A 14,862-nucleotide genomic window follows, 5' to 3' on the forward strand; every position below is an offset into this window, starting at 1 on the left:
GCATTGAATGGCTATTTCTCTCTTTGTGCTTCAAACTCAGACCAAGCTTGTTTAAATGATTCAAAGCTAAAATCAGGTTGTTTCGCAGCATCGAGTACAATTTTTTCACGATCAATCATTTTTTTGATGGCTTCAACTAGACCTGCTTGAGCCGCTTTTGGAATAACAACGGCACCGTGTTTATCGGCATGTATCATGTCTCCTGGATGGATGGTTAATCCAAATAGAGAGACAGGTGTATCAATTTCTTTAATTCGCACAAACGCGTGGGAAGGACCGATAGCCCCCGCAATAACTTGATAACCCTCTGCCATAGCATCTAGATCTCGCATAACGCCATTGGTGAGTGTTCCTTGTAGGCCAAAGCCTTTATGGACAGCGGTATTCACTTCTCCCCAGTAAGCTCCAACGCAATCAGGGTAGTCTAAGTCTTCTATCACAGCGATGCTGTGCTCTGATGAATTAGCCATATATTCATAATAGGCCATACGGCGAGTCGCAATTACTTCTGTTTTTTCAGTAGTAGGTACCGCGGCTTTAATTTTCGCAGTGCGTGCATAGCCGCAAATCGGCGCAAGTGAGGGGTTCGCGGCTAAAACTGTTTTACGGGTAAAACCGTCGCCTTGTCTTTTGCCTAATACCACTTCGATGGCATTTGCAATAGAAGGAGTATCAACGGCTCGTAGAGCATCGAAGTAAGCCTTGTCAAAAATCATATAAGAGTCTCCAGCCAATTTTCAAGATGGGTGTTGGTTGCTTGTGGTGCTTGCAAAGTAATTAAATGACCCGCATTAGGGATCACGTGTAATTGACAATTTGGCATCATAGCCGCAATAGCCTGATGCCGATCTAATGGACAGAGCTGGTCAAATTCACCACATAAAGTGATGCTTTTGCCTGTAAAGTTTTTTAGTGATTCAGATTGGTCTTGTCGATTACGTAGCGCCAAGGATTGTTGAATAAAAACGTCTTGTCCTAGATCTCGAGCCATGGCTAAAACAAGTGATACTTGAGCTTCTTGTTCTGTGTCTGAGCCACCGTATTTTGGTGCCATTTGATGTTGGATGACCTCTAAGTGCCGTCCTTCAAACGCCATTTCAATTTGTGGTGTTCTATTTGCCTGTATTTCTGCAGATTCAGCCCAAGGGTTGGTGTCCATCAGAGCTAAACCGGCGATAAGCTCAGGATGCTGACGAGCCATTTCCATGGCAATGATGCCTCCCATGGATAGCCCCGCAAGAGCAAAACGCGACCATGGGATTTGAGCAAAAATGGCCTCCGCTATTGATTCCATGCTCGAGCCATCATCCGTTCTAGCAATAATAATATCCCGATGATTCTGAAAGGCAGATAGTTGATGTGTGAACAAGCGTTGATCACACATCATACCAGGTATCAGTACCAGAGGTAATTTAGAATTAGACACTTTGGGTATAACCTGCATCATCATCGGTACTGCGAACCAGAAATAACCCTGTAACACCACTTACATTAGGTTTTATGCTTCTGGTTGTATTGGGCGGTACAGCACAGGTATCTCCTGGCGCAAGAATGGCTGTTTCATTATCCACTGTGATTTTCCAATGGCCTTCATGGACCATAAAAATTTCATGTTGATGACTTGTATAGGAGTCTCCTAAACCTGCTTGGCCTGCTTGTAAAAAATCAATTTCAAACCCAGGCCTATCCTTTAACATTCCTTGCGCGCCTAACACTTGAACGATTTCTTTATTTCCGGTTGCTTTGATATCAAGATAACGAGCAACATAGTGAGGAATAACTTCTTTTTCGCTTAAAACAGGAAACTGAGCTAACTCTTCAAGCGTTAATAATGGCATTGGTTTGATACCATTAGGTAACTTCTCCCCTTTTTTAGAGTCATAAAGACGGCCCGTCTCAGCTAAAATTAAACCGTGTTGCTCTGCTGTTTTTATAACGTGGGGCGCCCAAATTACGCCACCACCAGCATTATCACCACCAAGAACGGCCATAATCATACCGTACTCTTCTCCCACATTTTCAAACCCTCTAAAAATGCCTGTAGGGATATTGAATAGATCGCCTTCTTTCGCAATAAATTCACCATCGGTCCCGTCGATACCCCAGAAAAAACGCCAGGTACCTTTATGGACAAAGAACACTTCAGCTGTGCGGTGAGTGTGTAATGAGTTGGTGCATTTAGGTGGCTGTCCTGCAGCACCAATGTTAAAACCAGGTGTCTCATGGATATGGACATGTTGATCTGGACTTTCAGATACCCCTGCACCAATGATAGTAAAGTTTTCTTTTTGATCTGAGCCTGGGGTGTGAGTGTCGATAAATGCGGTTCGACACGGAATCAGCTCTCCATAGCGTACTATTCTTTGTTGTAATGTTTGAGTATTCAATGTATTCACCCTTGAATGTAATTTAATAGGCTGTCCAACCACCATCAACCATTAGCGCGCTACCCGTAATCAGTGCGCTGGCATCGGATGCAAGAAATACAGCAGGCCCCATAATGTCCTCAACTTCCCCAACACGTTTTAATGCAATCATGTCTTCTACGTAAGCTTTAAAATCTGAATCTTGAAGAAATGGTTCGGTTAAAGGCGTTTTAATAAAGGTTGGGCAAAGCGTGTTAATTCGGATGTTATGTGCTCCGAGTTCCTTGGCCATGGCCTTTGTAAATCCTTCTACAGCATGTTTACTGGCACAGTAAGTAGCCCTGTTAGGTCCACCAACATGCCCCATTTGACTGGAAATAGTGATCAAACTGCCTGGTAGTTTATGCTGGATCAGTTTTTTTGCGACGCATTGCGTAACAAAAAAAGCGGATTTGGTATTTAGTGAGAAAGTAAAATCAAAGTCGCTTTCGGTGACCTCTAAAGCAGGACTATGGCGAGCACCTCCAGCACTGGATATTAAAATGTCGAACGGGTCTGTCGCATCGATAAATTTAGTCACTTTCTCTAAATCGGTCACATCCAGAGAGTGTGTGTCTGCAAGCCAACCTTGTTCTCTCATGGCTAAGGCTGCATTTTCTATTTCGTGTTTACTGCGTGCAGTCAAGGTGACATGGGCACCAGCTTCCGCTAATGCGACAGCGGATGCTAGGCCAATTCCTCTACCTGCACCGGTAACCAAGGCTCGCTTACCCTGGAGGTTAAAAGACGGTGTTTTAGGTAAAATCATAATGATTACTCAGGTTGTACTGCACTATAGGGTGCTACAGTTCGGTTACCGTAACGACGAACACGAATATTAGCTTGTTCACCATGCCCCGAAAAACCTTCTAAAGCACATAGTCGAGAGCAGTGTTCGCCTACATGAGCCGATGCTTCGTCAGTAAGAACTTTTTGATAAGTACATGTTTTAATGAATTTACCTACCCATAATCCCCCTGTGAAACGTGCTGCTTTTTTGGTTGGAAGAGTATGGTTAGTACCTATGCATTTATCTCCAAAAGAAACGTTAGTGCGTGGGCCTAAAAACAGTGCGCCATAATTCGTTAAGTTATCTTTGAACCAATCGTCTCGGTCGGTCATGATTTGCACATGTTCAGACGCAAGGTCATCTGCAATAGCCAGCATTTCATCATAACTTTCCGCAACGATAACTTGTCCATACTCTTCCCAGCTTTGACGAGCTGCATCAGCAGTAGGAAGAATGGTTAATTGACGTTCAACTTCTGCCATAGTGTCTTTTGCTAGTTGCTCAGAATTTGTTAATAGAATGGCAGGGGAATTGATGCCGTGTTCTGCTTGACCAAGCAGGTCGACAGCGCAGAGCTCACCATCTACGGTCTCGTCAGCAATGATGAGCGTTTCAGTTGGGCCGGCAAATAAATCGATACCAACGCGACCGAATAATTGACGTTTTGCTTCAGCAACAAAGGCGTTGCCTGGACCTACTAGCATGTCGACTGGTTTGATGGTTTGCGTACCAATTGCCATAGCGGCAACAGCTTGAATACCACCTAACGCATAAATTTCATTCGCTCCAGCTAGATGTTGGGCGGCCACAATAGCGGCTGAAGGTTTTCCTTTGTAAGGTGGTGCACAAGATACGATGCGTTTAACACCAGCAACATTGGCTGTTAAGACGGACATATGTGCAGAAGCTACCATTGGGTATTTGCCACCAGGAACATAGCAACCAACAGAATTAACAGGAATGTTTTTATGTCCTAAGATGACACCAGGTAAGGTCTCTACTTCAATGTCGCGTAAAGCCGCTTTTTGATGCTCTGCAAAACGACGTACTTGTGTTTGAGCAAATTCAATGTCTTTTAGTTCTTGGTCGCTTAGGCTATCCAAGCAAGCTTGAATTTCTGCAGGTGTTAGCTGGTAACTGTCACGATCCCATTTATCGAACTTATTTGACATTTCACGAACCGCTGCATCGCCACGAGTTTCAACATCAATGATTGCCGCTTCAACAATAGCCCTTACTTGGGCGTTCATTTCAGCAACGACACTTTCTTCTTTTCCAGTTTTTAAATAGATAGCCATGATGGACCTCTTTTGTTGTTAATGTAAATTAAGTGGCACTGTTTAACTGAGAAACAGCAAAGAAATAGTTGGGATGAACGTTATCAGCATAAGAGCGAATAGCATGGCTATGATCCAAGGAATAACCGCCCTTGATAGGTGTTCATATTTGATATTACCGACTTGAGCCGCCATAAATAAATTGGCACCGAGAGGTGGGGTAACAAAACCAATTGCTAGGTTAACTATCATGACGATGCCAAAGTGAACTGGATCGACATTAAGCTGCACAACAACAGGCAATAAGATAGGTGTTAAGATAACAATAGCGGCTAAGGTTTCTAAAAAAGTACCAACGATCAGTAACAGTAAGTTAATGCTTAGTAAAATAAGAATTTTATTTTCTGTTAAATTTATAACAAAGTTTGCAATGATAGTTGGCACATTTTCGAGCGCCATAATGCGCCCAAAAGCAACAGAAGCCCCAACAATTATAAGTACTGAAGAGACAAGTAATGCGGACTCAAGGATGATTTTCGGTACACGTTTGATAGATAATTCTTTATAAACAAAGACGCTCAGAACAAAGCCAAATACCGCAGCGACAGCGGCAGATTCTGTTGGTGTAACCACACCACTGTAAATGCCACCTAACACTAAAATAGGCATTAATAAGGATAATTTAGCATCATTGATAGCTGTTAATTTTGCTCCCCAAGAGGTGTCAAAATGTTGTTTCTTTGAATCAAATTGCTTTGATTGAAATAAGTTATAAATAATGAGAATAGCCGCAACCACTAACCCTGGGACGATTCCAGCTATAAACATAGATGTTACGGAAACTCCGGCTGTTACGGCATAAACAATCATCACGACGCTTGGCGGTATCATTACACCTAAGCCTCCAGCGGTAGCAACCATTGCCCCTGCATACGGTTTGTCATAGCCGTTTTTTACCATTGCTGGAATCATAGCTAAACCTATGGCGGCCACAGTTGCTGAGCCTGTACCGGAAATAGCCGCAAAGAACAGGCATGCAATAATAGTAACGGTTCCTAGTCCGCCTTTTGTGTTGCCAAAAAAAGCGTAAGCTACTTTTAATAGTCGATCTGAAATACCGCCTTGGCTCATTAAATTTCCTGCGAGGGTAAATAAAATAACCGCTAATAGAGTAAAGGAGTTGAGACCGCTAATCAGTCCTAAAGTAAAAAACTCTAAGGACAAGAAGGGCAGTGATAAAATGGTTAAAATACTCGCTGAGCCAAGTGCAATGCCTATCGGTAAACCCAATAACATCAACAGAATAAAGCTGCCAAATAAAATTAATATAGTCATATTATTGAGCCTCTTCCGAGGTGTTCCAGTTTCCACAATGCTCATTGATACTCATCAATAAACGAATAATACTGAGTAGACTGCCAATGACTAATGCGGCATACAGAAGCCCCACTGAGACTTCCATGGCAGGTGCTATTTGATTTCTACTGATCGCTTTAGCTGTGATGACATAGCCGTAATACAGGACCACAAATGAATAAGCTAAGAAGAGCAAGTCAGAAAAAATTTGAGCAACTAAGCTGGCCTTTCTAGGCAAGATATCAAATAAAACAGATACCTTTAAATGACGTTTTTTCTTGATTCCATAACTAATACCAAGATAAACCATCCAAACAAATAAATAGCGGGAAAGCTCTCCTGCCCAAGGTAAAGTAGTATCAAACAATCGTAAAATGACATTAGTGAAAATTAAAACTACAATTAAAGACACGGAAGCAATGATTAAAGCGGGTTCAAAGTTCTCATCTAATTTACGTAGTAAATTCATAAAAGACCTCTTCATAATGGCAATGGACAAGAGTCCATTGCCAAAAACGTAGAATAAATACAAATAGCGAGGGTGGGTTATAATTGATCCATGAAATCATCGTAGAAGGACTGACCAACACGCTTGATAATGTCATCTTTGATGGTTGTGTTAATTGTGTTTCCTAACGCTTTCTTGACATCGACAGGAACCTCATTTATCAGCAAGCCTTGCTTTCTTAAGGTATCTAATGTGTCGTTGTTTTCTTTTACTGTTAATTCACGCTGTAACTCTACGGTTTCTTTTGCTACTTCGCTTAATAATGCTTGCTGATTAGGTGATAAATTATCCCAGAACTCTTTATTAGCGAACCACACTTCGGTTGTGTAAGTATGACCAGTTAAAGAAACGTATTTTTGAACTTCAAAAAAGCGTTCGATGTAAATAGAGGATAATGCGCTTTCTTGTCCATCAATTAGGCCCTGTTGTAATGAGGAATAAATTTCTCCCCAATTTAATGGCATAGGCGCGGCGCCAATTGATTTCCATGCGGCGATTTGTGTCGGATTAGATGCGGCTCTCATTCGTAGACCTTGGAAACTCTCAACAGAGTCTAAGGGAGCACGGTTGTTGGAAAAATTTCTAAATCCCCTTTCAAAAAAGCCAATTCCTTTAAACCCTTTATCTTCCATAGCATCTTTAATCATATCTCCGCCTTTTCCATCCAGAACACGACGAGCTTGCTCTTTATCATTGAAAAGGAAAAAGGTGTCTAAGACATTAAATTCAGGGACGACGGAAGAGAGTAAAACAGAGGCCCCCATAGTCATTTGAATAGAGCCTATTTGAACTAATTCCGTAACTTCGTTGACACTGCCAATTTGGCCACCGGAAAAAATTTGTACATCGAAATCACCATTGGAACGTTTCTCCAAGTTTTCTTCGAAATATTCAAGAGACTTATGAATAGGGGAGGTTTCAGGTGTCGCATGAGCGATTCGAATGGTTGTCTCAGCATGGATCATGGCTGATGAAAGGCTGAGAGCCGCAACGAGTGAAAAGGTTCTAAATTGCATTTTTATTACCGTCCTTTTTATTGTTAATTATCAGGCTGTGTTTGTATATTGAATGTTTTTGAATACGTATGCAAGCGATTTTTCAATTTTCTAATAAGAGAAAAATCTTGTGTGATTATCTAGGGATGGTTACGATCTTTGACCGTTTTTCGTTGGACTAAATGACTCGGAATTTCGATTCTTTCCGGAGGGTGGTTAGGTTGTTCTATACGGTTTAAGACGGCTTTAACGGTTAAAGCAACCATGTCATCTATAGGTTGACTCATCGTTGTTAGGTTATATGACGGAGCCGAACCTAAAGGCACATCATCATAACCAATGACAGAAACATCGTCTGGGACTTTTAATCCTAACTCGTATTTTAGTGTATCAATTACGGCAAAAGCCATATGATCACTGGCAACAAAAAGAGCGTCAGGAGTGATTACTTTATCCGCCGTAAACATCGACAAAGTCGCTTCTCTTGCTTGTTTTTGGTTGTAATTACCACTTTCAATCGAAAATAGAGTCATTTGATGCTCTTTTAAACCATCAATCAGCCCTCGTTCTCGGTCTTTATTGGTTGAGGATTCTACAAAACCGGAAATGTAACTAATTCTTTTATGTCCGGTTTTAACGAGGTAATTCGCTACTTTTTTACCGCCTTCATAGTTTGCTGAAGTCACTGAAGTAACATCATCAGCTTCGATTGCACGGTTAAACAATACTACTGGTACGGAAAGGGAGTGGCATGCTTCTATCCAATCAGGTGATAAAGAAACGGAAGCCAAAATGACTGCATCAATTTGATATTGTAAAAACTCTTGTACGATTTCATCTGCGGAACTTTGATGGTCAGAAAAAAACATGAGGCTATGGTAGCCCTTTGATTGAAATTCGCGGGAAAGTTTTTCGAGGGCAAGTGGATAATATTGATTTTCTAAATAGCCAAAGACAAAACCAATAATTTTGCTTTTTTTAGTGATCATGGAACGAGCCATAATATTGGGTCTATACCCAAGCTCTTTCGCCTTGGAAAAAATAAGTTCTCTTTTTTCTGGATTGATTGACGATCCTGGAGTGAAGGCTCTGCTTACCATGGATTGGCTAACGCCAGCGGCTTTGGCAACATCAACTGAGCTGGGTTTTTTGTTCATATTCGAGTAATGTACCGTTGTTTGATGGAGTGATTAGGTAAAAGCTTACAACCTTTAACATAATGCATTGTAAGCTTTTTTAGTCAATACCGCGAATAGATGCTGTTTAAGGTCTTTTGGCGTTTAGAATACTTTCGGTACGAGATAAAACATCAAGTCCCTGTTGTTTAAGCCAATAGGGAAGGTCAATAAATATCCAGTTTTCACTCAGTTTGTCTCCTTCGCGATGATAAATATCAACCACTTGCATTTCTGCATTAACATTCCCACCGGGTAGCCCTAACCACCCTCCTAATGGTGTATTAGATAAATTAGGCCAGCCAAAGAAGCAGGCAAAATTGCCTTCAGAAAAGCGACAGACATGACCGCAAAAACGTTTATCCCCTAAACTTGAGCGAAAAGGCAGTTGATGCTGTTCTTGATATCGAGGAATCGTATAGGTCGCCCCTATGCCTGCAGGACCATACCACAGCATATCTTTTGCCCATGTCTTTTCTAATAGTTCAGGTGTGCAAGTCATTGAGCCACTTTTATTCAGCTCATCTAAGTCTGTGATCATTTCATTCACTAGATCTAGGGTTTTTTGACCTTCGCTTTCGTCAGCATCTTCAAATAATAAACCGTTGTGATTTCTTGGGCCGGGATAATTATAATATACTCCAGTTGATGGAGGTAATGGGTATGCTCCAGCTTGATCCATCAAGCCAATGATATCAATGAATAGACCTGTTTTAGTGATTTTGTTATCAACAATACAGTTGAATTCTGCATAGCGTATATTTACAATTTTCCGCGTTGCTTTGATTCCTAAAAAGTCTTCATCGAATAAGCCCATGAAGTTACCCATACTCATAACCCATTGCTCATCGCCGAATTCATTTTTGCCTGCAATGAAAATATCTTGACGTCGTTGTATGTGTTTAATAGAAGTACGCAATGGTTTCCAAAAGGTCTCTACCACGTCCTTTAAATTAGACATTTCTCTCCAGGGGTAGACTCCACGCCAAAGGTAATTAGATGCGATATACTGAGACATAACTGAGTCTAATGTCTCTAATGTTGATTTCTCAAGAGCATCAAAATAGTCTCTTACTAGTTGCTTGCTTTTTTGAAAGGTACTCATAGTTTATCTCTATAAATAGTAGGTGATCTCATTCTAGGCCAACTAAATTGAAGTAGGGTTACCCTGTATGTAATAAAATTTGCTTCCAAATGGCGGTGTCATCAATCGTAACGTATTCTCGAATGATTCCACGAGGACCAAACTCAACGTGACTGATTCCCATGATATAAACCTCTGCGTTGGTTGGTTGACCATAACGCCCCCAGCCCTCATGTTTACCCTCAAGAGACCAGCGTATAGCCGCACGATCTGCCATGCCTTTATCGTCACGTCCAATAACGTGATGGATAGTGAATTCAGCATTCGGAAAGGCAGATCGTAAGCCTAACCAAAATGAATCGACACTTTGATGGCCATGATCCGATACTCCGTTAGGATACTCTGTTTGCACGGCTCTATCGAAAAGAGAAAAGATAGCATTAAAATCAGCTTTCATTAGGCGTTGTAAAGTATCGGCATAAGCTTGTCCGATAGGGTGCTCATTACCTTTACCTGTATAGGGGCCCACTATATCCATAGAAGCATTAAAGGGTTTAGTTGCTTTGTCGATACCACCTTCAGCTTGAATTTGATTGTATGCATAAGTTTTAGGGTCTAGTCCAAGTTGCGACACGACGGCGCCTTGATCTCGGATCATCCATTCATCTGTAATTTGGTTATTGATACAATAGCAATCTGCAATAATCCTAAATCCGAGCTTTTTGCCTGTTGCTTTGCCAAAAACGCCATCTTTCAGATGGGTTGCCTGAGAAAAAATTCGATGCGAAGACAGGTAACCAGAAGTATCGTCACCAGACCAAATTACATCCTCACCCAGCAGGGTTCTATCTGGGAACTCACTTAGTGTTGCCATGGTTGAAGCAATGACATCAGCATTTCCCTTAATTAGGGTCGCAGGGACACGAACGATAATGTCTTTGCCATAATATTGGTGCAGTGTACTTAAGCCCCGATCTTCCCAAATTTCTTTAGTAATTTTGATAATATAATCGGGTAAGTCAAGAAACTTAGAGTCAAAATTTTTCATTATAAAGCGCTCACAATGGTAGGCAGTAAAAATAGCGAAAACAAAAACTGTTTATAAAAATACAGATAGAGAGTGGTATCTGTATCTGTATTTAGTATTGAATAAAAGATTACTTCAATGGAGTAACGGGGTGTTGCACTGCTTGAGAATCTCGTTTTTCCCATCCCTCACCATTGAAGATATCCTTACCTAATTGTTTTAAAACGTAAGGAAAGTCGACCATCACCCAGTTATCTACGATTTTACCATCGACCACTTTCCAAAAATCCATATACCGAATTTCAACCTCCAGACCGGTTGCAGCAATTCCCATAAACTCCCCAGTATGTTTAGCGTTTTGACGGCCAAACGCGGCCATCCACTCACCTTCTGCAATTCTTACTTCATCGGTACATACTTTTTCGCTAAAAGCGGCTTGAAAAGGGCGTTGCCAGTTTTCTTGAAATTCTTGAAGACCGTTTTTAAAACCGCATCCGGTATTACCTATCCAACGAAAGTTTTCATCAAAGAAGCGACCCATGCCAGAAATATCATGATCATTTAAACCATTTACCATGGCATCAATGACGGCTCTAGTAGACTCTGTTTTTGTTACATCATTATTTAATGTAAAGGGAGCTTGTTGTACTTGAGGTTTGTTCATTTGAGAACTCCAATTATTCATTATAAAAAAATAGACACATTAGCCTTTGACAGCGCCTGCAGTTAGACCAGAGACGATCTGTTTTTGGAATAGCATAACGAGAATAAATAACGGTGCTGTGATCGAGGTTGCAGCGGCAATGGCTTCTACTTGATCTGTGGCCGTTGTTTCCCTGTTAAAATAAGCGGTTATTGCCGGAACCATGGTTTGATTTTGGTTATCTAGCAATAATGAGGTGACCAGATAATCATTATAGGCAAGTAAGAAAGAGAAGAGCCCAGTTGTAATTAATCCAGGCCACATAACAGGAAGAATCACTTTTCTAAACGCTTGGAAGTGAGTGCAACCGTCGACTCGTGCGGCTTCATCCAGCTCTTTTGGAACATTCATAAAGAAAGAACGTAACATCCAGATTGTAAACGGTTGGTTGATGGCAACAAGTACGGCAATAACAGCCAGTGGTTGGCCATATAGGGTTGGTGGTACTTCAGCAAAAAGTCCAAGAAACCAGCCAATAATAGGCATATTCCAGAGAGGTTCTAAAATCTCCTTAGATTCAATGAAAAAAGGTAAATAACCCGTAACCAGAACCGAATGAGGTAAGGCTCGAAAAACCAGCGCCGTTATCAGTAACCAAATTGCAATGTTGGAAGCGGTTCTTGAAAGTGCATAAGCGGCTAATGTTCCAACGGTTAAGGAAATGGTAACCACGCCAACAGTAACGATTAAGGAGTTTTTAAATTGGACATAAAACTCATTTTCAACCCAAACTGAATAGTAATGTTCAAGGGTGTAACCAATAAAGGGTTCCGCTAATATCGAAAGCAAAGGGACAGCACTGAAAACAGCATTGATAAGGTTACTAAAAGCGGGAAGAATATAAAATGCACAGCCAATCAAAATAAAGAAATAAGATAGACCAAGAGCAAAGGCTCCCATATTCTTATTTTGATTAGGTATAAAATATTCTAATGTTGTCCGATAAAATTTTGCTGGTATTTGATAAGCATAATAAGCAAAAACACCACCTAAAATAATATCTATCCCACTAAGTGCATTTGCTTTGAGAGCCGTATTTGAGCCAATGATGACATCTAAAGGGCTTTGTGCGAACGCATCAATGGGTAATTTAAAACTCATTATAAAAATCCACACCAGTGGAAATGCGGCAATGAGTGCCCAAAAAGTGAGAAATCCATAGCTGCTTATTTTTAGTAAAGGCGTTTGTCTAAATGCTTTAGGAGTATCGTCTTGCATTTTATTATCCTTTTTCTGATCACGAAGCGTGCGGCTTAATACTGGGACGAGTAAAATAATAATCCCAACCATTGTTAACATAGACGACGCAGATGCTCTTGAAATCGAGCGATTGCCAGTATCATCAGGTTCTAAGAAATCAAATGTTAACCACTGCAATGAAATAACATGAGCTTCACTGGAGAAACCAATAATTTCTTCAAACACACGATAAGTGTCCATTAGGTGTATGAGTGCAATAAAATAAATTAATGGCATTAGATGAGGAATAACAACGTAACGAATACGCTCAAAACGGGATGCGCCATCGATAATGGCCGACTCTAACGTATCTTGGTTAACAGATTGCAAGCCAGCATAAAAAATAACAAAAGCAAAAGGGGCAACGTGCCAAACACGATAAAACATCATCAAAAGCTCTATGGTCCAACCTTGAGCAAACATGGAAATTTCTTGGCCTGTTATGCTTTCTAATGCTCTGGTGAGTAACCCTTCACCAATGAATAGCCATTTTATGGACAGGGCTCCAATCACGGGGGTAATGATAAAAGGCAATAATGAAACGAAAATAATCGGACCCTTAACCTTTTTTGATGCAGTATTGACGGCAAGAGCAATAAGAAGACCTACCCCAATGACTAAAGGGAGGGTTATTAAGGTAAACATTAAGGTGAAGCGTAACGCTTTATAGAAGTCTATAGAGCTGAAAACATCAAAGAACTGGCCGTTACTAATTAATTGAGAGACTTTTTCTGGTTCAAGTAATGCTTTATAGGTGTCTAGTCCCACAAAAACAGTTTGCGTGACAGGGGTGTTATTTTCATCTAAAACAGGGATGGTTTTTTCTATAGATTCACAAATAGACGTCGGGAAGCTTGGCGTGCACGTTTCTACCGTCACTGTCTCATACATCCCCTGAGTGACATAGAAGCTTTGTATGAACACCGAAACCAAAGGAATCGCAATAAATACAAGCATCATCACTAGAGAGGGCGCTACGAAGGTAAAGAAAGTTTTGTTTTTCATTCTAGTTACCGTATTAAGTAAACATAAAAGAGGGCTAATCCATAGATTAGCCCAACTCGAAAGATAGGTTATTTACAATAAACCAGACTCTTTTGCGGCAGAGATATAATCCTCTTCTGTTGCTTGTAACGTTTCTTTGGCGGTTTTTTGTCCAGTCAAATAATCGGAAATATTTTTACCTAATGCGGAGTGAATTAAGCCAATGTTGGCGGTAAGAGGGTAACTAGGTGTTTTATTGATTGCGTTTTGAATAGCGCCATCACTCAAGCGAGTTGGTTGATATCCTTTGATTAACCAGATAGCGGCATCGGCATTTTCTTTCACCATTTCTTCATCTAGTCCCTCCATAGCGACTTTAAATGCATTTTCCGCTTCTTCATCCGTAATATTTTTGGCGATCGTTATACCATCCCACCACATTGTACTTGCAGGGTGTCCATTCGGGATCGATTTAGGTGCTGCGGACATGTAAACCTTACCGACAACTTGCGATTCTTCTTTGTTATCCAATGCTGTTGCACGAGTAGCCCAAAGATTTGCCATGGCTACGTTGCCTTGTTGTAGCTGTTTCTGAACAAAGGTGGAGTCCGCAATAAGATATTCAGGATCCATATAAGCGGTTAATTTCTTCATCATTTCTAAGGTTTTTACACCAGACTCATTGTTGACAGCGGGTTGATCACCATCAAATAAATCTGTTCCATAGCCTAGATACATATTGATGAATTCCATGGCGAGATTCCAGCCAGTTTGATATGTACCGCCTAGGGGGTATTGAATTAAATCAGCTTGTTGGATTTTTTCTGCGGCAACAAGTACTTCATCCCAAGTTGTTGGTGTCTCTACACCTACCGCATCTAGAATGTCTTTGCGATACATAAAATGTTGAGTATTGATCATCATGGCGATAGCCATGGTTTTACCATCGATTTGAATGAACTGATTTGCGTTTAGGTTTTCCCCATACTTAACAACGAGATCATCTAAAGGTCTAAGCAGACCGCTGTTCAGCAAAGGTACAAAGGTACCATTAGCGACCCCACTGACATGATATAACGATGGTTTTGCGGCTAAAGCGGCTCCAACTTTGGTTTTAAATTCTGAATCGAGAGTCGAGCTGACGTTACCACATTCGGCCATAGCTTGGGTAACCGCTTTCCATGCCGCAAAACTGGCTGAAATAGTTTTTACTTCTTGAGTGTTTTCAATTGCACAATCTGCGTAAGTTAGAGGGCTTAAGGTACTGAATGCAATTAGGCTAGATAACGTTAGTTTTTTCATGATAAGGCTTCCTATGT

Annotated in this window: 14 protein-coding genes; all 14 read right to left on the reverse strand. The window is 40.9% G+C overall.

Features of this window, described 5'->3' with window-relative positions; all coding sequences use genetic code 11:
• Positions 1–11: 11 nt before the first annotated feature.
• Positions 12–716: an RraA family protein gene (locus tag O1D97_RS15100; RefSeq protein WP_269126908.1), complete on the reverse strand. Its 705-nt coding sequence runs from the start codon at positions 714–716 to the stop codon at positions 12–14.
• Positions 713–1,426: an alpha/beta fold hydrolase gene (locus O1D97_RS15105; protein WP_269126910.1), complete on the reverse strand. Its 714-nt coding sequence runs from the start codon at positions 1,424–1,426 to the stop codon at positions 713–715. The genes O1D97_RS15100 and O1D97_RS15105 overlap by 4 nt, the downstream gene beginning before the upstream one ends.
• Positions 1,419–2,387 carry a cupin domain-containing protein gene (locus O1D97_RS15110; protein ID WP_269126912.1) on the reverse strand — a complete coding sequence of 323 codons (969 nt, stop codon included), beginning with the start codon at positions 2,385–2,387 and terminating at the stop codon, positions 1,419–1,421. Before O1D97_RS15110 ends, O1D97_RS15105 begins: the two co-directional genes overlap by 8 nt.
• A gap of 22 nt (positions 2,388–2,409) precedes the next feature.
• Positions 2,410–3,174, reverse strand: coding sequence for an SDR family NAD(P)-dependent oxidoreductase (locus O1D97_RS15115; protein ID WP_269126914.1), 765 nt, complete (start codon positions 3,172–3,174; stop codon positions 2,410–2,412).
• A gap of 5 nt (positions 3,175–3,179) precedes the next feature.
• Positions 3,180–4,493: a histidinol dehydrogenase gene (gene hisD / locus O1D97_RS15120; protein WP_269126916.1), complete on the reverse strand. Its 1,314-nt coding sequence runs from the start codon at positions 4,491–4,493 to the stop codon at positions 3,180–3,182.
• 42 nt (positions 4,494–4,535) lie between these two features.
• Positions 4,536–5,807, reverse strand: coding sequence for a TRAP transporter large permease (locus O1D97_RS15125; RefSeq protein ID WP_269126918.1), 1,272 nt, complete (start codon positions 5,805–5,807; stop codon positions 4,536–4,538).
• Between the two features lies 1 nt (position 5,808).
• Positions 5,809–6,297 carry a TRAP transporter small permease gene (locus O1D97_RS15130; RefSeq protein ID WP_269126920.1) on the reverse strand — a complete coding sequence of 163 codons (489 nt, stop codon included), beginning with the start codon at positions 6,295–6,297 and terminating at the stop codon, positions 5,809–5,811.
• Between the two features lie 77 nt (positions 6,298–6,374).
• The gene (locus O1D97_RS15135; RefSeq protein ID WP_269126922.1) at positions 6,375–7,352 is read right to left on the reverse strand and encodes a TRAP transporter substrate-binding protein; all 978 of its coding nucleotides are present in this window, start codon (positions 7,350–7,352) and stop codon (positions 6,375–6,377) included.
• A 119-nt stretch (positions 7,353–7,471) separates the two neighbouring features.
• Positions 7,472–8,488: a LacI family DNA-binding transcriptional regulator gene (locus O1D97_RS15140; RefSeq protein ID WP_269126924.1), complete on the reverse strand. Its 1,017-nt coding sequence runs from the start codon at positions 8,486–8,488 to the stop codon at positions 7,472–7,474.
• A 106-nt stretch (positions 8,489–8,594) separates the two neighbouring features.
• Positions 8,595–9,611 (reverse strand): nuclear transport factor 2 family protein, encoded by a 1,017-nt coding sequence (locus O1D97_RS15145; protein ID WP_269126925.1) that lies wholly within the window; start codon positions 9,609–9,611, stop codon positions 8,595–8,597.
• A gap of 58 nt (positions 9,612–9,669) precedes the next feature.
• Positions 9,670–10,638 carry a nuclear transport factor 2 family protein gene (locus tag O1D97_RS15150; RefSeq protein ID WP_269126927.1) on the reverse strand — a complete coding sequence of 323 codons (969 nt, stop codon included), beginning with the start codon at positions 10,636–10,638 and terminating at the stop codon, positions 9,670–9,672.
• Between the two features lie 109 nt (positions 10,639–10,747).
• On the reverse strand, positions 10,748–11,281 hold the full coding sequence (locus tag O1D97_RS15155; RefSeq protein WP_269126928.1) for an ester cyclase: 534 nt from the start codon (positions 11,279–11,281) through the stop codon (positions 10,748–10,750).
• Between the two features lie 39 nt (positions 11,282–11,320).
• Positions 11,321–13,564, reverse strand: a complete 2,244-nt coding sequence (locus O1D97_RS15160) for an ABC transporter permease (RefSeq protein WP_269126929.1) — start codon at positions 13,562–13,564, stop codon at positions 11,321–11,323.
• A gap of 72 nt (positions 13,565–13,636) precedes the next feature.
• Complete coding sequence (locus O1D97_RS15165; protein WP_269126931.1) at positions 13,637–14,845, reverse strand: ABC transporter substrate-binding protein; 1,209 nt, start codon at positions 14,843–14,845, stop codon at positions 13,637–13,639.
• Positions 14,846–14,862 lie beyond the last annotated feature (17 nt).

Origin of the sequence: Marinomonas phaeophyticola (genome assembly GCF_026966905.1) — a bacterium.
GTDB lineage: Bacteria > Pseudomonadota > Gammaproteobacteria > Pseudomonadales > Marinomonadaceae > Marinomonas > Marinomonas phaeophyticola.

Coding starts and splice junctions, on each gene's coding strand:
- O1D97_RS15155 (WP_269126928.1), bottom strand. CDS start 11,281: ATGAACAAACCTCAAGTACAACAAGCTCCCTTTACATTAAATAATGAT.
- O1D97_RS15150 (WP_269126927.1), bottom strand. CDS start 10,638: ATGAAAAATTTTGACTCTAAGTTTCTTGACTTACCCGATTATATTATC.
- O1D97_RS15160 (WP_269126929.1), bottom strand. CDS start 13,564: ATGAAAAACAAAACTTTCTTTACCTTCGTAGCGCCCTCTCTAGTGATG.
- O1D97_RS15125 (WP_269126918.1), bottom strand. CDS start 5,807: ATGACTATATTAATTTTATTTGGCAGCTTTATTCTGTTGATGTTATTG.
- O1D97_RS15140 (WP_269126924.1), bottom strand. CDS start 8,488: ATGAACAAAAAACCCAGCTCAGTTGATGTTGCCAAAGCCGCTGGCGTT.
- O1D97_RS15135 (WP_269126922.1), bottom strand. CDS start 7,352: ATGCAATTTAGAACCTTTTCACTCGTTGCGGCTCTCAGCCTTTCATCA.
- O1D97_RS15130 (WP_269126920.1), bottom strand. CDS start 6,297: ATGAATTTACTACGTAAATTAGATGAGAACTTTGAACCCGCTTTAATC.
- hisD (WP_269126916.1), bottom strand. CDS start 4,493: ATGGCTATCTATTTAAAAACTGGAAAAGAAGAAAGTGTCGTTGCTGAA.
- O1D97_RS15145 (WP_269126925.1), bottom strand. CDS start 9,611: ATGAGTACCTTTCAAAAAAGCAAGCAACTAGTAAGAGACTATTTTGAT.
- O1D97_RS15165 (WP_269126931.1), bottom strand. CDS start 14,845: ATGAAAAAACTAACGTTATCTAGCCTAATTGCATTCAGTACCTTAAGC.
- O1D97_RS15100 (WP_269126908.1), bottom strand. CDS start 716: ATGATTTTTGACAAGGCTTACTTCGATGCTCTACGAGCCGTTGATACT.
- O1D97_RS15115 (WP_269126914.1), bottom strand. CDS start 3,174: ATGATTTTACCTAAAACACCGTCTTTTAACCTCCAGGGTAAGCGAGCC.